General features: G+C 48.5%; 20 protein-coding genes and 1 riboswitch. Of the genes, 18 read left to right on the top strand and 2 right to left on the bottom strand.

What is annotated here, in order from left to right; translation table 11 throughout:
• Positions 1 to 75 precede the first annotated feature (75 nt).
• The gene (corA, locus tag ACRRNK_RS17360; protein ID WP_433943932.1) at positions 76 to 1,011 is read right to left on the bottom strand and encodes a magnesium/cobalt transporter CorA; all 936 of its coding nucleotides are present in this window, start codon (positions 1,009 to 1,011) and stop codon (positions 76 to 78) included.
• 475 nt (positions 1,012 to 1,486) lie between these two features.
• Positions 1,487 to 1,614, top strand: a riboswitch (SAM riboswitch).
• Between the two features lie 117 nt (positions 1,615 to 1,731).
• Here corA and metA point away from each other — a divergent pair.
• From metA to ACRRNK_RS17330, 6 genes are all read left to right on the top strand, one after another.
• Positions 1,732 to 2,667 carry a homoserine O-acetyltransferase MetA gene (gene metA, locus ACRRNK_RS17355; protein ID WP_433943931.1) on the top strand — a complete coding sequence of 312 codons (936 nt, stop codon included), beginning with the start codon at positions 1,732 to 1,734 and terminating at the stop codon, positions 2,665 to 2,667.
• Positions 2,668 to 2,687: 20 nt separating this feature from the next.
• Positions 2,688 to 3,869 (top strand): aminotransferase class I/II-fold pyridoxal phosphate-dependent enzyme, encoded by a 1,182-nt coding sequence (locus tag ACRRNK_RS17350; RefSeq protein WP_433943930.1) that lies wholly within the window; start codon positions 2,688 to 2,690, stop codon positions 3,867 to 3,869.
• Positions 3,869 to 5,023: a trans-sulfuration enzyme family protein gene (locus ACRRNK_RS17345; RefSeq protein WP_433943929.1), complete on the top strand. Its 1,155-nt coding sequence runs from the start codon at positions 3,869 to 3,871 to the stop codon at positions 5,021 to 5,023. The genes ACRRNK_RS17350 and ACRRNK_RS17345 overlap by 1 nt, the downstream gene beginning before the upstream one ends.
• A gap of 171 nt (positions 5,024 to 5,194) precedes the next feature.
• Positions 5,195 to 6,328, top strand: coding sequence for a cyclic dehypoxanthinyl futalosine synthase (gene mqnC / locus ACRRNK_RS17340; protein ID WP_433943928.1), 1,134 nt, complete (start codon positions 5,195 to 5,197; stop codon positions 6,326 to 6,328).
• A gap of 350 nt (positions 6,329 to 6,678) precedes the next feature.
• Positions 6,679 to 7,494: a copper amine oxidase N-terminal domain-containing protein gene (locus ACRRNK_RS17335; protein WP_433943927.1), complete on the top strand. Its 816-nt coding sequence runs from the start codon at positions 6,679 to 6,681 to the stop codon at positions 7,492 to 7,494.
• Positions 7,495 to 7,682: 188 nt separating this feature from the next.
• On the top strand, positions 7,683 to 8,519 hold the full coding sequence (locus tag ACRRNK_RS17330) for a stalk domain-containing protein (RefSeq protein ID WP_433943926.1): 837 nt from the start codon (positions 7,683 to 7,685) through the stop codon (positions 8,517 to 8,519).
• Positions 8,520 to 8,623: 104 nt separating this feature from the next.
• Here the strand turns inward: ACRRNK_RS17330 and ACRRNK_RS17325 are convergent, their stop codons facing one another.
• Positions 8,624 to 9,367: an Ig-like domain-containing protein gene (locus ACRRNK_RS17325; protein WP_433943925.1), complete on the bottom strand. Its 744-nt coding sequence runs from the start codon at positions 9,365 to 9,367 to the stop codon at positions 8,624 to 8,626.
• Between the two features lie 69 nt (positions 9,368 to 9,436).
• Between ACRRNK_RS17325 and ACRRNK_RS17320 the strand changes: the two genes are divergently transcribed.
• The 12 genes from ACRRNK_RS17320 (at position 9,437) to aroF (ending at position 23,330) form a co-directional block, all read left to right on the top strand.
• Positions 9,437 to 10,348, top strand: a complete 912-nt coding sequence (locus tag ACRRNK_RS17320) for a putative sporulation protein YtxC (RefSeq protein WP_433943924.1) — start codon at positions 9,437 to 9,439, stop codon at positions 10,346 to 10,348.
• A gap of 415 nt (positions 10,349 to 10,763) precedes the next feature.
• On the top strand, positions 10,764 to 12,701 hold the full coding sequence (thrS, locus tag ACRRNK_RS17315; protein ID WP_433943923.1) for a threonine--tRNA ligase: 1,938 nt from the start codon (positions 10,764 to 10,766) through the stop codon (positions 12,699 to 12,701).
• A gap of 267 nt (positions 12,702 to 12,968) precedes the next feature.
• Positions 12,969 to 13,577 carry a 3D domain-containing protein gene (locus ACRRNK_RS17310; protein ID WP_433946930.1) on the top strand — a complete coding sequence of 203 codons (609 nt, stop codon included), beginning with the start codon at positions 12,969 to 12,971 and terminating at the stop codon, positions 13,575 to 13,577.
• 129 nt (positions 13,578 to 13,706) lie between these two features.
• Positions 13,707 to 14,000 (top strand): hypothetical protein, encoded by a 294-nt coding sequence (locus ACRRNK_RS17305; protein ID WP_433943922.1) that lies wholly within the window; start codon positions 13,707 to 13,709, stop codon positions 13,998 to 14,000.
• Between the two features lie 209 nt (positions 14,001 to 14,209).
• Complete coding sequence (gene liaF / locus ACRRNK_RS17300; RefSeq protein ID WP_433943921.1) at positions 14,210 to 15,181, top strand: cell wall-active antibiotics response protein LiaF; 972 nt, start codon at positions 14,210 to 14,212, stop codon at positions 15,179 to 15,181.
• Positions 15,182 to 15,185: 4 nt separating this feature from the next.
• Positions 15,186 to 16,223 carry a sensor histidine kinase gene (locus ACRRNK_RS17295; RefSeq protein ID WP_433946929.1) on the top strand — a complete coding sequence of 346 codons (1,038 nt, stop codon included), beginning with the start codon at positions 15,186 to 15,188 and terminating at the stop codon, positions 16,221 to 16,223.
• Positions 16,220 to 16,876 (top strand): response regulator, encoded by a 657-nt coding sequence (locus ACRRNK_RS17290; RefSeq protein ID WP_433943920.1) that lies wholly within the window; start codon positions 16,220 to 16,222, stop codon positions 16,874 to 16,876. The genes ACRRNK_RS17295 and ACRRNK_RS17290 overlap by 4 nt, the downstream gene beginning before the upstream one ends.
• A gap of 119 nt (positions 16,877 to 16,995) precedes the next feature.
• Positions 16,996 to 18,600 carry a S1C family serine protease gene (locus ACRRNK_RS17285; RefSeq protein WP_433943919.1) on the top strand — a complete coding sequence of 535 codons (1,605 nt, stop codon included), beginning with the start codon at positions 16,996 to 16,998 and terminating at the stop codon, positions 18,598 to 18,600.
• A gap of 283 nt (positions 18,601 to 18,883) precedes the next feature.
• The gene (locus ACRRNK_RS17280; RefSeq protein ID WP_433943918.1) at positions 18,884 to 19,573 is read left to right on the top strand and encodes a response regulator transcription factor; all 690 of its coding nucleotides are present in this window, start codon (positions 18,884 to 18,886) and stop codon (positions 19,571 to 19,573) included.
• A gap of 2 nt (positions 19,574 to 19,575) precedes the next feature.
• Entirely contained in the window at positions 19,576 to 21,033 is a 1,458-nt protein-coding gene (locus tag ACRRNK_RS17275) for a HAMP domain-containing sensor histidine kinase (protein ID WP_433943917.1), read from the top strand.
• Positions 21,034 to 21,097: 64 nt separating this feature from the next.
• Entirely contained in the window at positions 21,098 to 22,057 is a 960-nt protein-coding gene (locus ACRRNK_RS17270; RefSeq protein WP_433943916.1) for a 4-hydroxy-3-methylbut-2-enyl diphosphate reductase, read from the top strand.
• 220 nt (positions 22,058 to 22,277) lie between these two features.
• Complete coding sequence (gene aroF / locus ACRRNK_RS17265) at positions 22,278 to 23,330, top strand: 3-deoxy-7-phosphoheptulonate synthase (RefSeq protein ID WP_433943915.1); 1,053 nt, start codon at positions 22,278 to 22,280, stop codon at positions 23,328 to 23,330.
• Positions 23,331 to 23,371: the final 41 nt, after the last annotated feature.

Here is a 23,371-nt window from a genome sequence, read left to right as displayed (position 1 = left end):
AGGACGAAGCTCTCCAGCTGCCGGGAGGCAGGGGATCGTTTCGTCCTTTACCTGATCTGGGATAGAGCGGTGAGCTCAGATCCAGTCTTTTTTGCGGAAAATATAGAACATGCCACAACCTAAAGTAATCATAATCCCGATCACAATGAAATAACTGTATCTGCCGTGCAGCTCCGGCATATTATCGAAGTTCATTCCGTAGATTCCTGTGATCAGGGTCAGCGGAATGAAGATAGTTGTAATAGCGGTAAATACACGCATGATTTCGTTGGCGCGGTTGGCGATACTGGACTGATAGGCTTCTCGCAAGTTGCCCATTAGCTCTCGGAAAGTGTCAAAGTTCTCGGAGATCTTCACAGCATTCTCGTATATATCGCTGAAATACTTCTGCAGTTGATCGTCAATGAGCCGCAGATCTTTCTTATTAAGGATATTGATAACTTCCTTCTGTGGACCCAGCATCTTCTTCAGCCACAGAATCTCGCTTCGCAGACCGATAATTTCGTTCAGATGAGAACGCTTGGTATGAACCAGAATGTCCTCCTCCAGCTTCTCGATCTTATCCTCAATCCGGTCACCGACAAGGAAGTAGTTATCGACCACAAGGTCAATCAGCAGGTAGAGGAACCGGTCGGGCTCATTCACTTCCTGTTCCCAGAGGATAGGTTTGATGGCTCTGAGTTCGCTGATCTTCTGCTTGGTTACCGTTATAATATAATGCCGTCCCAGGAACACGCTGAGTGCGCGCAGGAATATCTCTTCATCATCAAAACGAATACTGTTCACTACAATGAAATAATGATTATCATAAATTTCAATCTTCGGACGCTGTTCCTCTTCCGTCAGACAGTCCTCCACTGCGAGATCATGCAGGGCAAAAGCCGGCTGCAGCAGCGCAAGGTCCTCGGCGTCAGCATCAATCCAGTAGAATCCTTCCGCCGGTGGCGTAAGGGTCAGCTCCAGATCTTCCACCGCTGTGAATACACCGGCGTTAACATGGCGAATTTTCATCTGATTTCACTCCTTTACCCTTCATTTGAAGGGATATACTCTTGTCTATGTGGGTTCACATAAGAGCACAGAAAAGAAATCAGCAGCCGGATCATTACCGTAAGTCAAGGCAGTAATGGCACCGGGAAACGAAAGAGCCCCTTCCTCCCGCAAGTGTCCTGCTGATTTGTTCTCTATGCAGTTGTTCTGCAGGGGCATAGCTCTGCGGACTACTCGGGTCGCCTTCCATTTCTAACTTCACCTCTTCGGTTCTGGGCTTGTAACACTCGTCTAGTATAACGCCGCGGTATAAAAATTTTCAAGGAAAAACTCCCTTGGCGCGTCATGGGATAACATATGGCATAAGGGGCGGGGAGGTGCAGTATAACTGGTATGAAAATATCACCTGGATTCTTGACGAGGAACCCGGTTATGCTATACAGTAGTTGCAGGGAAATTATAATTTCTCCTATGAAACATTAACTTCATACGCGAATTCTTATCAAGAGTAGGTGGAGGGACCAGCCCGATGAAACCCGGCAACCGGCGAGTGATCGCACGGTGCTAATTCTTGCAGAACTACAGGCATACGTTAGAGGAGCCTGGGTCTCTGAGAGATGAGAGAGGCGCATATATATAACCGATATGACCTTTCTCTATGTGTGAGAAGGGTCATTTTCTGTATGCACCCGCTTCTGACAATAGGAAATCGCACTCATACCAAGAAGGAGTGAACAAAAAATGCCAATCAAAATACCTGACAGCCTGCCCGCCAAGGAAGTACTTGTGAACGAGAACATCTTCGTGATGGACGAAAGCCGCGCTTATGAACAGGATATCCGTCCGCTGCGAATCGCGATTCTTAATCTGATGCCTACTAAGGAGACTACAGAATCGCAAATTTTGCGGCTGCTGGGGAATACTCCTCTTCAGGTGGAGATTGTTCTGCTTCATCCACGTTCCCATACCTCCAAGAACACTTCGGCCCAGCACTTGGAGATGTTCTACAAGACTTTTGACGAAATCAAGAAGCACCGCTTCGATGGAATGATTATCACCGGGGCTCCTGTTGAACAGCTGGAATTCGAAGAAGTCAATTACTGGGAAGAGCTGAAGGAGATTTTTGATTGGACGAAGACTCACGTCACTTCTACGCTTCATATATGTTGGGCCTCCCAGGCTGGATTGTATCACCACTTCGGTGTGCCGAAGATCGCTTTGCCTGAGAAATGCTTCGGTGTGTTCCCACACACCATTAATATTCCTAATGTTAAGCTGCTGCGCGGATTCGATGAGGTGTTCTACGTGCCGCATTCCCGTCATACTTCCGTGCTCAGAGAGGATATTGAGAACAAGCAGGATCTCGAGATCCTGGCTGAATCCGAAGACTCCGGAATCTATTTAGTGGCAACTAAAGACGGGAAGCAGATCTTCGTTACCGGTCACTCGGAGTATGATCCGTTATCCCTCAAGTGGGAGTACGACCGTGATGTGAGCCGGGGCCTTGAAGTTGCGCTACCGGTCAACTACTTCCCGAAGGATGATCCGACACGGACGCCGCCTTCAACCTGGCGGGCGCATGCTAACTTATTATTTTCCAATTGGCTCAATTACTATGTGTATCAGGAAACACCTTACGATATGGAAGAGAACGCTGAGTATATCTATCACATCTAATTAGGGGGTTGTTCAAGTATATGTCAGATCAAAAGCTTCATATTGAGAGCAGACTTGCACAAATTGGTTCTGTGGAAGAGCCAGTCACCGGTGCGGTGAATTATCCGATCTACCAGGCTACGGCATTTCGGCATCCGCGTCTTGGCCAGAGCACAGGCTTCGATTATTCACGTACGAAGAGTCCAACTCGGAAAGTTCTGGAGGATGCGGCGGCGGCGCTGGAATCCGGGGATGCCGGCTTTGCATGCAGTTCAGGTATGGCGGCTCTTCAAACCATCTTCACGCTATTCTCGCAAGGGGACCATCTGATTGTGTCTCTCGACCTTTATGGCGGAACCTACCGGTTAATCGAGCGGATTCTGGGCAAGTACGGAATCACCGCATCCTATGTGGATACGAATGATCTGGATGCGCTCGAGCAGGTCCGCCAGCCGAACACCAAGGCGCTGATTATCGAGACTCCGACCAATCCTCTAATGATGATTACGGATATAGAATCTGCCTGTACGTGGGCCAAGCGGCACGGGATTTTGACCGTTGTGGACAATACGCTAATGACCCCGTATTTCCAGCGGCCGCTTGAGCTTGGAGCTGATATTGTCATCCACAGTGCGAGCAAGTACCTGGGTGGTCATAACGATGTACTGGCAGGTCTGATTGTAACCAAAGGGAAAGAATTGTCGGATGAGATCGCCTTCTTGCATAACTCGATTGGCGCTGTGCTTAGTCCTTCGGATTCCTACCAATTAATGCGTGGCATGAAGACGCTTGCGCTTCGTATGGACCGCCATGAGGCTAATGCGCTGGCAATTGCAAAGCATCTGGATGCTCATCCGGAGATTGCCGAAGTTTTTCATCCAGGGCTGCCTGATCACCCTGGTTATGACATCCAGAGCAGACAATCGAGTGGAAATACGGGGATCTTCTCCTTCAAGGTGCGGGATGCCCGGTTCGTTGAACCGATCCTGCGCAGCTTGAATCTGATCGCCTTCGCGGAGAGCCTTGGCGGAGTGGAATCCTTGATGACCTATCCGGCTGTTCAGACCCACGCGGATATTCCACTCGAGATTCGTGAAGCGGTGGGCGTGGACGATCGTCTGCTTCGCTTCTCGGTCGGTGTGGAGCATGTGGATGATCTGATTGCAGATCTGGACCAGGCTATTGAGGCGGCAAGGGTCGAAATTGAAGGAGGACAAGAGTAATGAGCGAACAAGAACGGAAATTCGATACGAAGCTGCTGCATTTCGGTTCCGAAGTGGATGCGGCTACCGGGGCATCCAGTGTGCCGATCTACCAGGCTTCTACATTCCATCATCATGATATCTTTAATCCTCCGGTTCATGATTACAGCCGCTCGGGTAACCCTACCCGTCAAGCTTTGGAAGACTATATTGCGGTGCTAGAAGGCGGGGTTCAGGGCTTCGCATACTCTACCGGGATGTCCGCGATCTCATCGACCTTCATGCTTCTGTCAGCAGGGGATCATATCATTGTTACAGAAGACGTATATGGCGGTACATACCGGCTGCTGACTACCATCCTCAGCCGGATGAATATTGAGACGACGTTCGTCGATATGACGGATCTGGATGCGGTCAAGGCGGCGCTGAAGCCGAATACCAAGGCCGTATATATGGAGACGCCATCGAATCCAACGCTGAAGATCACGGATATCGGGGCAGTGGCGGAATGGGCGAAGGAAAAAGGCCTGCTCAGCATTGTAGATAATACGTTCATGACCCCGTATTACCAGCGTCCGCTGGAGCTGGGTGTGGATATTGTGCTGCACAGTGCGACCAAGTTCCTTGGGGGCCATAGTGATGTGCTGGCCGGTCTTGCCGTGGCAGGCAGCGAAGAGCTTGCGAAGCAGCTCAAGTATCTGCAAAATGGTCTGGGCACCGTGCTCGGTGCCCAGGAATCATGGCTGCTTATGCGCGGCATGAAGACGCTGGCTGCGCGCATGGCGCACAGCGAGATCAGCGCGCGCAAGCTCGCAGATTGGCTCAGCAGCCGGGATGACATCGGCGCTGTGTATTATCCCGGCCTGCCGGAGCATCCGGGCCGGGAAGTGCAGGAGAAGCAATCGACCGGCTATGGCGCGGTCGTATCCTTCGACGTTGGCTCTGGCGAGCGCGCGAAGCAGCTGCTCAGCCGCGTGAAGCTGCCGCTGGTGGCGGTGAGCCTTGGCGCTGTGGAAAGTATTTTATCGTATCCGGCAATGATGTCCCATGCTTCCATGCCTGCTGAAGTACGCGCCGAGCGCGGAATTACAGATGGGCTGCTGCGCTTCTCTGTCGGTCTTGAGGATATTGAGGATCTGATTGCAGATCTGGAGCAGGCGCTTCAGAACAGTTAATTTGCGGTAGGTACAAGATTTGGATAAACTATGAAATTTTATGTTCAATAAATGTTCAAATTCGATGGTTTAGGATAGGCACCCGAGGGTTTCGGGTGCTGTTTTTCTTGGGCGGGTATGTTACGATGAAATAATGAATATAATTACGAGACTCTTGTTAGGAGGTTCTGTATGATAGACTCAATTTTGAATAAAGCACTTCAGGGCGAACGCCTTACGGTCGAGGATACTACGGCACTTTTTGAATCCAATGAAGTTGAGAAGATGGGGCATACCGCCAATATTCTCATGAACCGGATGCATCCAGATCCTATCACTACCTTTGTTATTGGACGGAATATTAACTATACGAACGTATGTGATGTGTACTGCCGTTTCTGTGCCTTTTACCGCAGACCGGGTTCGGATGAGGGGTATGTACTTCCGGATGAAGTGATCTTCCAGAAGATTCAGGAGACAATGGATGTGGGCGGAACCGAAATCCTGATGCAGGGCGGGACGAACCCAAACCTGCCGTTCAGCTATTATACGGATCTACTGCGTGCGATCAAGCAGCGCTTCCCGGAGATCACGATGCACTCGTTCTCCCCGGCGGAGATTCAGAAGATGGTTGTCGTCTCGGATGGTCTTACCCTGGAACAAGTTGTACGTCAGATTCACGAAGCTGGGCTTGACTCCCTGCCAGGCGGCGGAGCTGAAATTCTGGACGACCGGACACGCCGCAAGATCAGCCGTCTTAAGGGCTCATGGACAGACTGGATGGATGTCATGAAGACAGCCCACAAGATGGGCATGAATACCACGGCTACCATGGTCATTGGCCTTGGTGAGACGATGGAAGAACGCGCACTGCATCTGCACCGCGTACGTGACGCGCAGGATGAATGCATCCAGAATGGCTACGATTCCGAAGGCTTCCTAGCCTTCATTCCGTGGACCTTCCAGCCGGATAATACGAACCTGAAGCTGGACCGCCAGACGCCGGAAGAGTACCTGAAGACCGTAGCGATCAGCCGGATCACGCTGGATAATATCAAGAACTTCCAGTCATCCTGGGTAACGATGGGACCAGAGGTCGGCAAGCTCTCCCTTCAGTATGGCTGCAATGACTTCGGCAGTACGATGATCGAAGAGAACGTGGTCTCGTCCGCTGGGGCAACGCATAAAGTGAATATTGGCTCGATCCTGAAGCTGATCCGCGAAGCCGGCAAGATTCCTGCGCAGCGCAATACCCGTTACGACATTCTTCGCGTGTTCGATGATGAGAGCGCGAATGTCGAGAATGATTTTGTTATGCAGAACTAAATTTAACTTTATAACCAATACAATATGGGTTGAACTAAACTGCGTTATTCTAACGTCAATTACTTAGTTCATTCCATATAGCAACCAGCGCTTATTTGTCTCTAATCCTTTTATGGGATTGGGGTAGATGGGCGCTGTTTTTTATCTAGGACATACTGTCTAGTTAAATCATCTATAGCGGGATTTAGGTCTTATATTATCCAAATAACAATAAATTTTAATAGGCACAAGATAATAAATACTAAAAAATTCCTACAAAGGTATTGAACCCCAAGTTCTATATTGGTAGAATATCCAGGAATGCCTAGTTAGCAGGTATTAATTATTTCTATTCAAAAGGGGGATAAATCTTGAAAAAAACAAGCATCATCGCACTAATTGTGGCTTTAGTTGCTGTTCTACTACCTTCAATGTCCTCAGCGGCAATCCCGCTGCGTGTTGAAGTGAACGGAAAGAGAATCTGGTTCCCGGATGCACAACCGTTCTTGGACAAGAATCAACGAGTACAAGTTCCTGTCCGCTTTGTAAGCGAAGCATTGGGTTCCAAGGTGGATTGGAACGGAAAGACTAAGCTGATTACGATCTCTCTTAAACCTAAGTTGGTTAAGCTCACGATAGGCAATAAGGTATACCAAGTGAATGGTCAGAATCAGCAGATGGACACCTCCGCGATGGAGAAAGGCTCACGAACCTTTGTGCCACTTCGTTTTGTTAGCCAGGCGCTGGGGGCTAAAGTGGTTTGGAATAGCGCAATCAATACAGTGGAGATAACTACGGGGGATTATACACAAGAGCCTAAAACCGAAGGAAATACGATTAAGAAGCAAGTGATTCATGGTTTTACGGTATTTGAGAATACGGGATCTGGTTTGGTTTTTGATAAAGGTGATGAATATGACAAATTAGGCAAAGACTATCCTGTGCTTGATATTGATCTTAATTTTAAAGGAAACTATAAGCTTCAATTGAAAGAAGTAGAAGAGATTCTACTGCAAAAGATAGATAAGAAAACGGTTGACGCTGTAATTAAACATCTTAGTGCCAAAACCTCTAGCAATATGAAATTAGAAGATTTAATTGTTGAAAACTCTGATTATGAAATTTATGTAGATCAGGATAAGATTTTCCCTAATTTTAATTACGTTAATGTTTATACTAAGAAATAATAATATCTTATAGCTCAGGAAGGATATCACATGAGGAAAATAGTGTCATGGATTATTGTAGCCATACTACTATTTGGCGTGTTTCCGTCAGCCAGATCGATCATTATCTTATAATTTAGTGTTCCGCAATATTTAGGACATGCTTTACAACAGTATATTATAAAGTAATTTAAGTGAGGGAGATTTTAATGAAAACAATCTTTACTAGAAAAGTTTTGGCGATTACTTCTGTTTTATCCATTATTGCTCTAGCAGGGACTTCTGTATATGCGGCGAACACCGCAAGAAAGATTACCGCGTATCAAGATAGCGGGATCAAAATTAGCGTAGACGGGACAAAAGTGGATCTTTCGAGTAATGAAGGAATGATGTATCCAATTACATACAATGGACATAGTTATGTGTCTGCAAAAGCAGTAGCTGAGGCTATGGGAGGGACTGTGAAATGGAACAGTTCTACTCAGACGGTTGAAATTAGTACAGGAAGTGGTGGAAGCTCGGCACCAGATAAGGATAACAGCAATGTCTCTGATATTGGCAGCAGTTCTAACACTCCGAGTACTCCAAGTAATTCAGATGTAGTAGACGGTTATCCGCAATCTACAAGTGTAGAGAAAATGTTTCAGGATAATAAATCTGCAGCAGGGACCTACTTAGCATTACTATTAGATGCATATAGAACTAACGACAGTTCAGCAGTAGAGGCATGGATTAAAAAAAATGTGAAATCATCCGGGTCTGGTACTAATTGGGCTGAGCAATCTTCCAAGAGTGTACATAAATACATGGTGGATTGGAGAGATGGTAAATCCTCCGCTACAATTAATGCTCTAACTAGCACGGGAAAGAAAAATGCAGAGGCTTTGAACTTCGGTAAAAGAACTGCTCCAGAGGATGGGAATTATACTAGAACTTTATATTATGAAGTAGCACTTGAAAGTGGCGATTATCCAAAAATATTACCCGTGTACTTTAGCTTCGAACTTAATTCAGATAACAAATGGATCCTTTGGAATATCAACTAGGTATACAAAGGAGGACTGTGTACAGCCGCCCTGAGTTAGCCGAAATCAGATTCGGAAAAGAAAAGGCGCAGCTACCTTAAAGGAGCTGCGCCTTTTGCTCTATCTTAATATACAATCACTTTCGCCTTGACTTCCACGCCCTGATAGCTTGCTGTGAGCAAGGTCTCACCGTGTCCGACCGCCGTGATGTTCCCTTCACTATCTACCACCGCAACTTTCGGATTCCCGGTAGAATAGGTTCCTTTTAAAGTAACGTCTTTCGTTCCGGCTCCATCTTTGATTGTTAGACGGGTATCTAGCGACTCGCCGGGCAGCAGACTGTATTCGTCTGAATCCAGCTTAAGGCCATTAACCGCAGCCTTGAACACATAAATCTTCGCAGTCACGGTCTGGTCTTGATAGGAAGCATTAAGCGTCGTCTCACCTGGACGAACTCCGGTAATGTTCCCTTCCTTATCAACCTGGGCGATGCTGGTATCCTCAATCACATACTTCCCTTGGGATGTAACGTCCTTTGATCCGCCCTGTTGATCCTGAACAATTAAATGGGTATCCAGCGTATCGCCTGGAATCAGACTATATGAGATAGAATCTAACTTAAGCTGGACCTCGGGATGACCAGGGTCCGGTTCAGGAGCTTGCGGAATTATCTTCACCAAATATCCGTACCCATCCGAAGTACCATATGTGGCAAATTCCTTGTTGGACAGGGGGATCACCTGCTTCAAGAATTCTTGGGTCCAACCTCCTCCCAAGTACCTGAACTCCCCATAGCTTCCATCCTCATGAAGGGCAACAACATATTCATTCTCCAGGGAATGTCCCGCTTTTCCTGCATTCTTTTCCATACGTCCCTCCCGTATATCCTCCATGGTCTCACCATATACTTTGGAGAGAGAAGGGAAGGAGGCAAGTCCATGGAGTTCTGTATAGTAACCGCGGCTGCCGGAAGCAAAAAAGATGCAGAGCGGTTCGCCCGTCTGATCCGGCGTAAATTTAACGGTTTACATAGAGATAAATCGGGGTTTAAACTGCGCTTTGTAACCGATGGAGATGTTGTAAGAGCTGTATTTGAAGGTGATGTGGCCGCTTACAGCTTTGCGAAGCGCTCGATTTCAATCCGGGAGAAGCTGTCCCTTGCGCTTGCGGAGTATGTAATTACGGAGAAGGAAGCGGACATAGTGAGACGCTTGGTCTCCAGAGAGTATGACTTCACAGATACAGAGGACCAAACGGTAATTGTTGAGTCCTGCCTGCATTTGCTAAGCCCTGAGATTGAGGGGACTGAGATCAGGGACCGGCGCTGCGGACAGCTGGCTGTCCATATTCGTAGTTATCTTGAAGAGAATAGCGAACTGAATTTGGATGGATTTATTGCTTTTCGAATGAAGGAGTACATGGACCAGATCCGGGAGACTCTGGATTATGTGGTCGATGAGTATTTGCTTGATAAGCAGTATGAGGAATTTATAGGGCTGCTGAAATATTTTGTGCATTTCCAGGAGACTCAAATCGGGGTAGTTCATCTGATTCATATGGGCGGAAGTGAATTTACGATTTATAACGAGCACATGATGCCGCTTGAAGCCGCGGTGGGAGGGGTCGTTGCCCAAATCGCCGACAACGAGCTTGAGCTCGGCGATGTCATTGTCAGCTCGCTCATCTCCTTATCCCCTGGCCGGATTGTTGTTCACACTCTGGAACCAGAGGTACAGATCATTTCGACAATCCGGCAAATTTTCGGAGAACGAATCGAAATGTGCGAATACTGCCCACGCTGCAAGGCTTTTCCGGGGGGAGGACGAAAGCATGGGAATCAAGGGCCGTGAGAATCATTCCCACCGACAAAAGAAGCTGTACACCTTGACTGGGCTGGGTTCGTAACGCTATAATATCTGAAGATATTGTATCATTGGAACAGCCATGATAAAGACATGGAATAAGGAACAACGAAACGCGCAGAGAGAGGAACCCCGGCTGAAATTTCCTCCGCTTCGACTTTATTCTACCCCTTTGTAGCTGCGGCTCCGAACATTCGGATTTTCCGAATTCAGTAAGAACCGCCGGATCATTCACGTTATAGAATGCTAATGAAGGACTTCAGCTGCCAGATGTACCGATAGCAGTGAGAGTCAAATTAGGGTGGAACCACGGGTATATCACACACTCGTCCCTTTTCGGGGCGGGTGTTTTTTGTTGTCCGCTTCTTGAAGAACCGGATTATTTTGGAGGAGGAAGATGAACATGGCAGTATCGATTAAATTGCCGGACGGCTCCGTACGGGAGTATGCGGAAGGCAGCACTTTTGAAGATGTGGCGGCTTCCATCAGCAGCGGTCTGCGTAAGAATGCTGTAGGAGGTAAGCTGAACGGTCAAGTTGTTGATTTGAACACGAAGCTGGTTGAAGGGGCGCAAATTGAAATTATCACCCTGGATTCCCAGGATGGACTTGAAATGATGCGCCACAGCTCAGCGCACTTGCTGGCTCAAGCGGTCAAGCGCCTGTTCGGCAATAAGGAAGTAAAGCTCGGAATCGGGCCGGTTATTGAGGACGGCTTCTATTATGATATGGATCTCGAACACCCGCTTAATCCTGAAGATCTGCAAAAGATTGAGAAGGAGATGGAGCGTATCGTTGGCGAGAACCTGCCGATTACCCGCCGCGAAGTAAGCCGACAGGAGGCCCTTGATATTTTTGCCGAGCTCGAAGATCCTTATAAGCTGGAGCTTATTCGTGATCTTCCGGAAGACAGCATTATCACGATTTATGATCAAGGTGAGTTCTTCGATCTGTGCCGTGGCCCTCACGTGCCTTCAACCGGCAAGATCAAAGTATTCAAGCTGCTCAGCGTAGCCGGTGCTTACTGGCGCGGCAACAGCAAGAACAAAATGCTGCAGCGGATCTATGGTACCGCGTTCGTGAAGAAGGCGGAGCTCGATAACCATCTCCACCTGCTTGAAGAAGCGAAGAAGCGCGATCACCGTAAGCTCGGGAAAGAGCTGAAGATCTTCACCTTCTCGAATCTTGTTGGACAAGGCCTGCCAATCTGGCTGCCGAACGGGGCGAAGCTGCGCCGCACGCTTGAACGTTACATTGTTGATCTGGAAGAAAGACTGGGCTACCAGCATGTCTACACCCCAGTAATGGGTAATGTGGAGCTGTACAAAACTTCCGGTCACTGGGAACACTACCAGGAGGACATGTTCCCTAAGATGGTTCTTGATAACGAAGAGCTTGTTCTTCGTCCAATGAACTGCCCTCACCATATGATGGTCTATAAGAGCGATATGCGTTCTTACCGTGATCTTCCTGTCCGGATTGCGGAGCTTGGTCTTATGCACCGTTACGAAATGTCCGGAGCATTAACCGGTCTGCACCGTGTTCGTGCCATGACATTGAACGATGCGCATATCTTCTGCCGTCCTGATCAGATTAAGGACGAGTTCGTGCGCGTAATCCGTCTGATCCAGCATGTGTACGATGACTTCGGAATTCGCGATTACCGTTTCCGTCTGTCTTACCGCGATCCTCAGGATACGGAGAAGTATTTCCAGAATGATGAGATGTGGGAAATGTCTCAGCGCATGCTGCGTGAGGTTGTGGAGTCGCTGGATATTCCATTCTTTGAAGCGGAAGGCGAAGCGGCTTTCTATGGTCCAAAGCTGGATGTACAGATCAAGACGGCTCTTGGCAAGGAAGAGACGCTGTCCACCGTACAGCTTGACTTCCTTCTTCCTGAGCGGTTCGAGCTGGAGTATGTAGGCGATGACGGGCAGAAGCACCGTCCAGTCGTTATCCACCGCGGGATCATCAGTACGATGGAGCGCATGACCGCATTCCTGCTCGAGAACTTTGCCGGATCTCTTCCACTCTGGTTGTCTCCGGTGCAGGCGAAGGTCATCCCAGTATCGGGTGCTTTTGACGACTATGCTCGTGAAGTGATTGAGAAGCTGCAGTCCAGCGGTATTCGTGTTGAAGCGGATCTGCGTAATGAGAAGCTGGGATACAAGATTCGTGAAGCTCAGCTGGAGAAGGTTCCATACATGTTCATCGTCGGCGAGAATGAGAAGAACAGTTCTTCTGTCTCGGTCCGTAAGCGGGGCGAAGGGGACATTGGTGCGAAGACGATTGACGAGACTGTAGCTTTGCTGCAGGAAGAGATTCGCAACCACGTTATTTAGCTTACTCTTTGAGTTATTAATTATAGGCCAGGTATAAAATACGGCGCATCTGGAGAACCTCTCGAATAAGGGGGAGGTATTCATATGCGCCGTATTTATTTTTGGAGACAACTCAGTGTCACACTAACGATAGGTATGATTATATTCAGTCTGGTGTTGCCTGACAGCACGATATACGCAAGCGAGTATAAGCCGTTATCCTTGTTGGAACGGTTTGTTAGTAAAGCTTTGGAATTCAGCGAGTCTCATAGTAAGAAAGATAGTAGCATGAAGAGTCCTGTTGTCAAAAGAAACACCTCGGCACTTCATCCCAATTGGGTTGTTGCTCCATCTTTTCGTAATCGGGTTCGGGAATTAGAGAATCAGAGCAAGAAGAGAGACTTGAGATCATCCGCACAGGCTAACCGCGGTAACCCATCGTCTGCCGTGCTTGCAGCTCCCGATGACGAGCGAGTGCTGAGAACCGTATCCGTAATGGCGACAGGTTATACTGCGGGTATTGAATCAACAGGCAAGAGCAGGAATCATCCACAGTATGGCATTACGTACTCAGGCGTTAAGGTGCGAAGAGATAAGCGGACTGTGTCTACGATTGCGGCTGATCTTAAAGTGTTCCCGATCGGTACTATTCTCTATATTCCCGGCTATGGATATGGGGTCGTTGCCGACAAGGGATCTGCGATCAAAGGGAAGAAGATTGATCTGTACTTCTCTACCACGAAGCAGGTGTACAAAGAGTGGGGCAAAAAGAAGGTTGAGGTTCAAGTAGTGAAGCGCGGCCGGGGTAAGCTGACGGAGGCCATGCTCAAGGAACTCGGACAAGTTATGCAAGTGAATAAAGAGGTTCCCGAAAGTGTGTGGGAAAATTCGATTTAATGATAAGCTTCTGCCAGCTATAGCCTGGCAGGGGCTTTTTAGGCTGAGTGCATAATGTATCTCCCGGCTAACCATACTATGGACTGGGTACTTGATTACCCCGCACTTATTACAGGGAGGTGACACAATATGCCACGCAACAACCAAACCAATCAAGGCAGCATGGGTGGACAAGGCAAATCCCTTACTCCGAATGAGAAATACAATGCAGAGTTTGCGGTAGAGACGGGCTCACAGAACACTGTAGCTCAGAAGGCAAGAGCTTCTCACGCTGAGGGTCAAACTCACACGAACTTCCAGACTCCGGATGAGAAGTTCAACGCAGAGTTTGCCGAAGAGAACAATAGTTCTAACAAATTGGGCTCTCTGCAAAACAATTCTGTAAGCAGTAAGCGTCAAAGCCGCAGCCGCAACAACAGCTAGGCCGGCCGCGCTCAAGGAAGCTGTCTCATCTTAAGATGGGGCAGCTTCTTTATGTCTGTTTCATCAAACTCCAAATTTTTGGTAAAAAATTCAAACTTCCTCGGTCTCGAGACCGAGATCAAGTTCAATCTCACGCCGCTGTTGCATTACGTCCATCCTGTTGTACACTGGAGTCAAGCTAAAGTTTACAGCATTTGGAGGCGTAATTTATGGGAAATCATTTTGGTAGGTATATGGGCGGCCTCGTATTAATCGCAATTGGGGTGCTCTTTCTGCTGAATCAGCTTGGTTATACAGAGATCAGCATCGGATACATTTTCTCAACCTTCTGGCCGGTATTTGTGATTATTGCTGGACTAACTCAGGTATTCAGTGGTAGACGTTACGGTTCTTCAGCTATAGGTGGTTTAATCGTCACTATTGTCGGTATGTATTTTCTTGGAAGGAATCTGGACCTGGTTGATTTGTCCCCAGGCGAGTTCTTCCGGTTCTTCGGTCCGGCTGCACTCATTCTAGGCGGACTGTGCATTTTGTTCAAGCCGAGAAATGGCTCATCGCGCCGGGAACGTCGCAGGAATCGTCATGATAACTCATTTCCATCAGAGCCGCCATTCCCTCCGGAGCCACCGTATCCACCTTACCCGCCTACCCAGCCTCCGTTTCACCCGGAGATGAAATCATCGCTGGATGAGGCCTTTGGGGAGAAATTTGGCGAGAAGCCACCTGCTCAGCCTATGCATACGTGGGAGGATAAAGGGAAATCCAGTCACTATAATTATGGTAATTCTTACGGTGGGCATGAGCGGATTAACAAATCCGGCTTTATCGGTGATGTGCATATCGGACGCGATTATTTCGAATTGAAGCCAACGAACGTATCTCATTTCATCGGCGATACGGTCATTGACCTTACGAAGGCACAGATCCCCTACGGGGAGACCCAGATTAATGTGTCGGCATTTATAGGTGACGTTAAAGTGTTCATGCCTGATGAAATGGATGTTGCCATTACAGTCAGCTCGAGCTCATTCATCGGGGATATGAAGGTTCTGAACGAGAAGCAGGGTGGATTTCTCAGTAATGTACAGTCCAGTTCCCCTCATTATGGGGAAGCCAGCCGCAAGGTGAAACTCGTCGTCAGTGTGTTTGTTGGAGACGTTCGAGTGAATATGGTGGGCTGATATGATGCTGCGAAATCTCAGAAGTACGAAGTGGGAGCTGCTGTTCTACTTTCTGTTGACAGGAAGTATGGCGGCGGCAGCCCTCTTTGTTCTGAATTCATCTGGATATATCATCATCACGAACCCTCACATGTGGATTTACTACGTGGTGGGGATTGTGGTGTTTTCAATTATAATCGGTTATCTGGCCGGACAACGAATTCAGCGGAGGATCGATGTGCTGCATTTGAACATGCTTCAAGTAGCCAAAGGAAATCTTCATGTGAGGATGCCGTCGATTCCCGATCCAACCTTTGCCGGAGTGTATCTTGAGTTCAATACGATGATGGCCGCTGTAGAGAAGAAGATGCAGCTGCTCCAGCAGCTTGGCGAGCAGGAAGTGATCGAGAAGGAGCAGGCCTCGGAGAAGGCTGTGCTTGAAGAGCGGCGTCGGTTGGCCAGAGATCTGCATGATACTGTCAGTCAACAGCTTTTTGCGATCCATATGGCTGCTTCGTCACTGCCAAAGGTGCTTGAGATTAATGAGGAACAGGCCTCGGCAGTTATGGAACAGTTGATTCAAATGTCTCAAATTGCACAGAAGCAAATGAGGGCGCTTATCGCCCAGCTGAGACCGATGGAGCTCGTAGACAAAACATTATCCGAGGCATTGGATCAATGGTTCCCCGACTACTGCCGTCAGAATAATCTTAAAGGTATGAAGGAACTGGATATCAAGGGCGAGCTGTCTGAGGCCAAGGAGCATCAGCTATTCCTGATCATACAGGAGGCTATGGCGAATATTGTTAAGCATGCGGGAGCTAACCTGGTCAGTCTGTCGCTGCGCGAAGGGCCGAGGCAGGTTGTATTAAGTATCAGTGATGATGGGCAGGGCTTCAGCTCCACTTACCAGAGGCAGGGCTCCTACGGTCTAATGACTATGCGTGAGCGGGCCGAGAAGCTGGGCGGGCATGTCGAGGTGATCAGCAAGCCTGGAGCGGGGACCACTATACGTGTACATATTCCTAAATTTGAAGAGCAGGAAGAGAGCGATGAAGCATGAGCGGTGATACGGTGAAAGTAATGATTGTCGATGACCATGACATGGTTCGCATGGGACTGAAAACTTACCTGATGCTGGACCCGAGGTTTCAAGTTATTGCAGAGGCTAGTGACGGCCAGCAGGTCGTTGATATGTTAACCGCAGCGGAAGCCGGAGTAATGCCCGACCTTATTCTTATGGATTTGATGATGCCAGTGATGAACGGGGCTGAAGCGACTAAAGTGCTGCTTGGCCATTTTCCAAATCTGAAGATTGTCATTCTGACCAGCTTCCTGGAGGATGACCTTGTTGTCAAGGCAATAGAAGCCGGCGCGGTTAGTTATGTCCTTAAGACGGTGTCCGCGGAGGAGCTGATCTATGCGCTGCAGGGGGCTTATAGGGGGATGCCTGTCATGACGGGGGATGTTGCTCAGGCACTGACACGCGGTCTTCGTCAGCGGACCGTTCAAAATGATGAGTCCGGTCTGACCGAACGTGAGAAGGAAGTGCTGCTCTTGATCGCCGAAGGCAAGACGAATAAGGATATCGGGGAGGAGCTCCATATCAGCATCAAGACGGTGAAGACGCATGTTAGCAATCTATTAATGAAATGCGAACTTGAGGATCGTACGCAGCTCGCAATTTATGCACACCGTCAGGGGTGGGTTTCCTAGAGCCACAAAGGTTTATCTCCTTTTTAATTGTTTTTAAGGTACGTTTAAGGTTTATAGTACACAATAAGAACAAGCAAACAAGATCCCTTACAATCATGGGATAAGGAGGATAATAAACCATGGACGAACAAAGAAACAAGCCCGGACAGGGCTTTGGGGAAAATGCTTCTGATAAGCCGCAGCAGCCTACAGAATCCGGTTCATCATACTATTCATATGGCCCCTTCCAATCTTATGGTCAAGATAATAGAGAAGGTGGAAGAGATATTCCTTCCGAACACAATCATGTTGAAATTACACCACCTCAGCCGGTGAGACCGCTCATGACATCTTATGATATCCGCCCATCTAACGAGGGTGGTGGCAGTGCCCAGGGATCCGGTTCTGGTAGTGGTAACAAAGGGAATGGAAATTGGCAGTACAACAGCAAACCGAAATCATCCGTGAAATCGATCATTGCCGGTGCATTGGCAGGCATGCTGATTCTTGGCGGGGGGATGTATTTTGCTGATAAAGAGAATTTGTTCACAGGAGATCAAGCGGCGACTCCAGTTGCTGCATATCCTGCCAGCAGCAGTTCGGCGCAGTCTGAGCAAAGCACAGGCTCGAAGAACACTCAAGCTGTATTTCCGATGACCAATCCTGGCGATGTCAGTGATGTCGTAGATCATGCGGGATCTGCAGTAGTCAAGATTGAGACGCTGGTGAAGTCAAGCAAGCAAAGCCAGGGAAGCAGCAGCAATACAGACCCGTTCAACCAATTCTTCTTCGGTGGAGATAGCGGGATCTTTGGTGGTGACGGACAGAGCGGAGGCAGTGACAGTGGATCGGGATCTTCCTCACAAGGTAACCAGCTTGTACCGACAGGGCTAGGCTCCGGATTTATCTTTGATAAAACAGGCTACATTCTAACCAATGAGCACGTGGTTCATAATGCGGATGTGGTTCAGGTAACGGTCCAAGGCACGAATAAGCCATATGAAGCCAAGGTGCTTGGCACAAGCTATGACCTGGATCTGGCTGTTCTCAAGATTGAAGGCAGCAACTTCCCTTCCATTCCACTTGGAAGCTCGGATAATACCAAAGTCGGTGAATGGCTGGTTGCTATCGGTAACCCGCAAGGCTTCGACCATTCAGTAACGGCTGGTGTACTCAGCTCCAAAGGGCGTGAGATTTCTATTGCCGGTGAGAATGGGGAGAAGGACCGTAAATACGAGAACCTTCTGCAGACAGATGCTTCAATCAACCCAGGTAACTCCGGCGGTCCTCTGCTGAACTTGAAAGGTGAGGTCATTGGTATTAACGTAGCCGTTAGTGAGAACTCACAAGGGATTGGTTTTGCGATTCCGACAAGTACAATTAATGAAGTCCTTGATAAATTGAAGAATAACCAGGCCATTCCTAAGAAGCCGGTACCGTTCATCGGGGCCTCATTGATGACCCTGACAGATGAGGTTGCGAAGCAAATGGGTACAAATGTTAAGGAGGGCTCTGTAGTCTCCGAGATCGTATACAAATCCCCTGCCTACAGTGCGGATCTTCGTCCATACGATATAATTACAGGTGCTGACGGCAAGAGTTTTGCGACCAAGGAAGACTTGATTGCTTACATTCAGACTCATAAAGTCGGGGATAAGGTCAAGCTGAACGTGGTTCGTAATGACAGTAAGCTGGATGTTACCGTAACAATTGGCGACAAGAACAATTTCCAGAATCTGCAGTAAGGTAAATGGGCAGACATACCAGGCACGTATGAAGCAGAAGCGGCAGGGAGAACCCTACCGCTTCTTGTTGTAATATCAAAAGGACAGCCAATCTAAAGCTGATCTATTGGTTATAGCACCAAAAGGACAGCCAATCTAAAGCTGCCCTTTGGTTATAGCACCAAAAGGACAGCCAATCTGAAGCTGCCCTTTTGGTTATAAATAAAGGGGTTTATTCTGGTACAATAACAGGTAATTGAGATGGACCAGCCGTATGGAGCTGGGAAGCTAAAGGAGAGTTCCTATGAGATCCGGTATATTAATCATTGATGATGACGAGAAAATTATATCCATGCTGCGGCGGGGTCTGGCTTTTGAAGGATATGATGTGTATTCCGCCCATAATGGCATGGAAGGGCTGCAAATGATGCTGACGGCTGATCCTGATCTGGTGGTGCTGGATGTAATGATGCCGCAGGTGGATGGATTTGAAGTCTGCAGACGGATTCGCGAGGGAGGCAGCAGCGTGCCTATTCTCATGCTTACCGCTAAGGACGAAGTAGAGAACCGGGTGAAGGGGCTGGATCTCGGTGCCGATGACTACCTGGTGAAGCCGTTTGCTCTAGAAGAGCTGCTGGCCAGGGTTAGAGCCTTGCTGCGGCGCAAAGAGACTGCCTCGGACGGAGATGCCCAGCGGCTTGTATTCGAAGATATCGTTCTGGACTATGATTCGAGAGAAGTCATAAGAGCCGGACGCAGACTTGAGCTGACCGCCAAGGAGTTCGAACTGCTGTATTTATTCATGCAGAATCCGAAGCGGCTCTTAACCCGGGATTTGATTATGGACAACATTTGGGGTTATGACTACAGCGGGGAATCTAACGTGCTTGAAGTCTATATTGCGATGCTTAGACAAAAAACGGAGGAGCAGGGCGAGAAGCGGGTAATTCAGACAATCCGCGGTGCCGGTTATATTCTGAGAGGGGAATCTTAACCATGTCCATAAGATGGCGGCTGACCGCATGGTATACTTGCATATTGGCCGTAACTCTGGTGTTGTTCGGAGCTTCGATTTATGGACTTGTGCGCTATAACATTTACACTGAGGTCAAGAAGAAGATTGTAGAGCAGGCGAATCAGATACGGAACCTGGACACCTACACAGATGGACAGAATATTGACCTTCAGTTAAGCAAAGATCAGAAGAATAGACTGGAAGACAATAATATCTCATGGCAAATATACAGCTTCTATGGTAGTGGGATTACAAGTCTGGCTCCTGCCCTGCAGGATCGGAATTTAAGTCTGCCGGTTCCCAAGCCGAATGCGCTTGTCAATGGGGGGGAGTTCTCTACATTTACGAAGAATGGCTATTCCTTCATCCTGTTTGAACTGCCTGTGCCTTCAGCTGACCAGCCCTTTGGGGTGCTGTCTCTGGCTGTGAATACCATGTCTGAAGACCGTCTCATGGATCAGATGAAGACGGTACTTGTATTCGGGTTCTTCATTACGGTAGTGTGTGCTTCCACACTGGGGCTGTTTCTGGCTCGCAAATCAATGCGACCAATAGGCAAGGTTATTGAAGCGGCTAACCAGATTCAGACGGGAAATGACCTCAGTGTCCGCATTGACTATGAGGGACCAAATGACGAGATTGGACAGCTAATTGGCACGGTGAATCAGATGTTATCACGGACAGACAGGTTCTATAAGGAATTGGAGGAAGCGTATGCTACCCAGCGCAGGTTCGTATCCGATGCTTCCCATGAGCTTAGAACGCCGCTGACAACTATACGCGGTAATGTCGATCTGCTGAAGAAGGTCTGGGATCAGGAGGCCGAAGGACGTCTTCAGATGGATGAACAGAGCCTTCGCAGCTTATCAATGGAAGCAATCAGTGACATCGCGGATGAATCTAAGCGGATGAGCCGGCTTGTGAATGATATGCTCTCCCTGGCTCGTGCTGATACGGGGCAGACGATTACGAAGGAGCCGCTGCTCATGTCCCCGATTGTACAGGATGTTATACGCAGATCCCAGTTCCTTACCCGCTCCGCCGCTTGGGTTCAGGGGGACCTCTCGGCTATAGAAGGTTTATACGTGGAGGGTAACCGGGATTATTTGCAGCAAATGCTGTTCATCTTTATTGAGAATGCCTTTAAGTACACGCCGGAGGGCAAAGTAATGATCGATGCGGTACGGGTAGGCGGCCAGATTGGAATTCGGATTGCGGATACAGGGATCGGTATGGATCAGAAGGATATCCCGCATATATTTGAACGGTTCTATCGTGCGGATCCGTCCCGGGGTGTTACCCAGGGGACGGGGCTTGGGCTCTCTATCGCCAAGTGGATCATTGATGAGCACCGCGGATCTGTGGAGGTCATCTCCCGTAAGGGTGAAGGGACAGCTTTTGTAATCTGGCTCCCTGCCTTTCCGACCCCGCTTCAATAGGGTATAATTAGAGGTGTTTGTCAAAGAGAGTTCAATGCAGCTCCAAGAAAGCGGGGTATAATTCATGGAAGTCGTCAAAATCTCACCGCGCGGCTATTGCTACGGCGTTGTGGATGCCATGGTTCTGGCCCGTCAGGCAGCCAAGAACCTTGATCTTCCGCGTCCGATTTATATATTGGGTATGATCGTTCATAACAGTCATGTAACCAATTCTTTTGAAGATGAAGGAATCATCACACTGGACGGACCTAACCGGCTGGAAATTTTGAGTCAGGTGGACAAAGGTACCGTAATCTTTACGGCTCACGGAGTATCACCTGAGGTAAGGAAGATCGCCAGAGACAAGGGTCTCACTACTGTGGATGCCACATGTCCTGATGTGACCAAGACGCATGTTCTTATTGAAGAGAAGGCTGCGGAAGGTTATGAGATTATTTATATCGGCAAGAAGGGACATCCAGAGCCGGAGGGAGCAATGGGGATTGCGCCGGAGCACGTGCACCTTATTGAGCGGGAAGAAGAGATTGAGCTTCTGAACCTTAATGCGGACCGGATCATTATTACGAATCAGACCACAATGAGCCAGTGGGATATTAAGCATATCATCAAGAAGCTGGTAGAGAAGTATCCTGGGGCCGAGGTGCATAACGAGATTTGCCTGGCTACCCAGGTTCGTCAAGAGGCCGTGGCTGAGCAAGCTGGTCAGACCGATCTGGTTATTGTCGTTGGAGATCCCCGCAGCAATAACTCTAACCGTCTAGCTCAGGTCTCGGAAGAGATAGCGGGAGTAACAGCATACCGGATTGCGGACGTTACGGAACTTAAGCGGGAATGGCTGGAGGGAGTTAAGAAGGTTGGAGTCACATCCGGTGCCTCGACACCTACCCCGATCACCAAAGAAGTCATCACATATCTGGAGCAGTATGACCCTGATCGTCCCGAGACTTGGGAGATTGTGCGTACGGTGAATATGCAGAAGCTGCTGCCTCCAGTTCGTGAGAAAAGTGCGGCGAAAACCATATAATTCTATCAAGCATGCGCCCTGTATCGGGGCGCTTTCTTTGTGAGATGGAGGTCTTGACGAAGAAGCAAACATCCTGTATATTTACTTTAGCGGTTAAAAGCTTAAAAGCACACAAGCATAAAAGCGCACAAGCGTTTAAGTGAAAAAGCGCATCGGATTGTTATTATTTATTAATCGTTAAGCATATGAGATTAAAGACCTTATGAGAGGATGTTTGAATATGATCGTAATTACTTCCAACCAGACGCCTGAGGAGCGTATTCAGGAGATTATTGCTGTGATTGAGAAAGAGGGGTTGCAGGCACATGTATCCCGCGGCAGCGACCGCACAGTAATTGGTTTAATCGGACAGATTGAACCGAAGCTTGCAGAGCATCTACGCCAGATGAAGGACGTAGAGAACGTGGTGAAGATCTCCAAATCGTATAAGCTGGCCAGCCGTGATTTCCATCCTGAGAATACGGTAATCTCCATTGGCGATGTCAAAATTGGCGGTGGGGAGCTCGTCGTTATGGGTGGCCCTTGCGCGGTTGAGACTCCTGAGCAGATTGATGAGATCGCCCGTCTGGTTAAAGCTGCCGGCGGCCAGGTATTGCGCGGAGGTGCATTTAAGCCGCGTACCGGCCCATACAGCTTCCAGGGTGTAGGTGTTGAAGGGTTGATCATGATGGCTGAAGCAGGGAAGAAGCACGGCCTGCTGACGATTACGGAAGTCATGACACCTGAATATGTGGATGTTTGTGCTGAATATGCTGACATTCTCCAAATTGGAACAAGGAATATGCAGAACTTTGATCTGCTTCGCAAGCTGGGCAGCTGCGGCCGTCCGGTTCTGCTAAAGCGTGGGTTCAGCGCGACATATGATGAGCTTCTTAATGCGGCGGAGTACATCCTTGCCGGCGGCAATCCGGATGTCATGCTGTGCGAACGAGGCATCCGTACTTTTGAGACGTATACCCGGAACACGCTTGATTTGTCCGCGATTCCAGTTCTGCAGCAGCTCAGCCACTTGCCCGTCATTTCCGATCCAAGCCACGGAACAGGAAGACGTGAACTTGTAGAGCCGATGGCTAAGGCCTCGGTAGCGGCAGGAGCGGACGGTTTGATTATTGAAATGCATACGGATCCCGATAATTCAATGACTGGAGACGGAGTACAGTCTCTGTTTCCTGATCAATTCGCCGGCCTTCTCCGAGATTTGGAAAAACTGGCGCCGATTGTCGGCAAAACATTTACCACACCCAAACCAGTTTCCAGTACCGTGCAAGTCTAAGTTTTCCCATGAAATAGATAGAAGAAAGAGCCCTCGCTGTC

The organism is Paenibacillus sp. SN-8-1 (assembly GCF_050995535.1).
Taxonomy (GTDB): domain Bacteria; phylum Bacillota; class Bacilli; order Paenibacillales; family Paenibacillaceae; genus Fontibacillus.
Note: the sequence above shows the minus strand (reverse complement) of the source record. Positions and strands in the feature narration are given on the sequence as shown.

Bases quoted from the DNA above. Each gene is read 5' to 3' on its own strand.
- ACRRNK_RS17320 (WP_433943924.1), top strand. From the start codon at position 9,437: ATGGAGTTCTGTATAGTAACCGCGGCTGCCGGAAGCAAAAAAGATGCA.
- ACRRNK_RS17310 (WP_433946930.1), top strand. From the start codon at position 12,969: ATGAAGAGTCCTGTTGTCAAAAGAAACACCTCGGCACTTCATCCCAAT.
- thrS (WP_433943923.1), top strand. From the start codon at position 10,764: ATGGCAGTATCGATTAAATTGCCGGACGGCTCCGTACGGGAGTATGCG.
- ACRRNK_RS17345 (WP_433943929.1), top strand. From the start codon at position 3,869: ATGAGCGAACAAGAACGGAAATTCGATACGAAGCTGCTGCATTTCGGT.
- metA (WP_433943931.1), top strand. From the start codon at position 1,732: ATGCCAATCAAAATACCTGACAGCCTGCCCGCCAAGGAAGTACTTGTG.
- ACRRNK_RS17270 (WP_433943916.1), top strand. From the start codon at position 21,098: ATGGAAGTCGTCAAAATCTCACCGCGCGGCTATTGCTACGGCGTTGTG.
- ACRRNK_RS17295 (WP_433946929.1), top strand. From the start codon at position 15,186: ATGCTGCGAAATCTCAGAAGTACGAAGTGGGAGCTGCTGTTCTACTTT.
- ACRRNK_RS17280 (WP_433943918.1), top strand. From the start codon at position 18,884: ATGAGATCCGGTATATTAATCATTGATGATGACGAGAAAATTATATCC.
- ACRRNK_RS17285 (WP_433943919.1), top strand. From the start codon at position 16,996: ATGGACGAACAAAGAAACAAGCCCGGACAGGGCTTTGGGGAAAATGCT.
- liaF (WP_433943921.1), top strand. From the start codon at position 14,210: ATGGGAAATCATTTTGGTAGGTATATGGGCGGCCTCGTATTAATCGCA.
- ACRRNK_RS17305 (WP_433943922.1), top strand. From the start codon at position 13,707: ATGCCACGCAACAACCAAACCAATCAAGGCAGCATGGGTGGACAAGGC.
- mqnC (WP_433943928.1), top strand. From the start codon at position 5,195: ATGATAGACTCAATTTTGAATAAAGCACTTCAGGGCGAACGCCTTACG.
- corA (WP_433943932.1), bottom strand. From the start codon at position 1,011: ATGAAAATTCGCCATGTTAACGCCGGTGTATTCACAGCGGTGGAAGAT.
- ACRRNK_RS17290 (WP_433943920.1), top strand. From the start codon at position 16,220: ATGAGCGGTGATACGGTGAAAGTAATGATTGTCGATGACCATGACATG.
- ACRRNK_RS17350 (WP_433943930.1), top strand. From the start codon at position 2,688: ATGTCAGATCAAAAGCTTCATATTGAGAGCAGACTTGCACAAATTGGT.
- ACRRNK_RS17330 (WP_433943926.1), top strand. From the start codon at position 7,683: ATGAAAACAATCTTTACTAGAAAAGTTTTGGCGATTACTTCTGTTTTA.
- aroF (WP_433943915.1), top strand. From the start codon at position 22,278: ATGATCGTAATTACTTCCAACCAGACGCCTGAGGAGCGTATTCAGGAG.
- ACRRNK_RS17275 (WP_433943917.1), top strand. From the start codon at position 19,576: ATGTCCATAAGATGGCGGCTGACCGCATGGTATACTTGCATATTGGCC.
- ACRRNK_RS17325 (WP_433943925.1), bottom strand. From the start codon at position 9,367: ATGGAAAAGAATGCAGGAAAAGCGGGACATTCCCTGGAGAATGAATAT.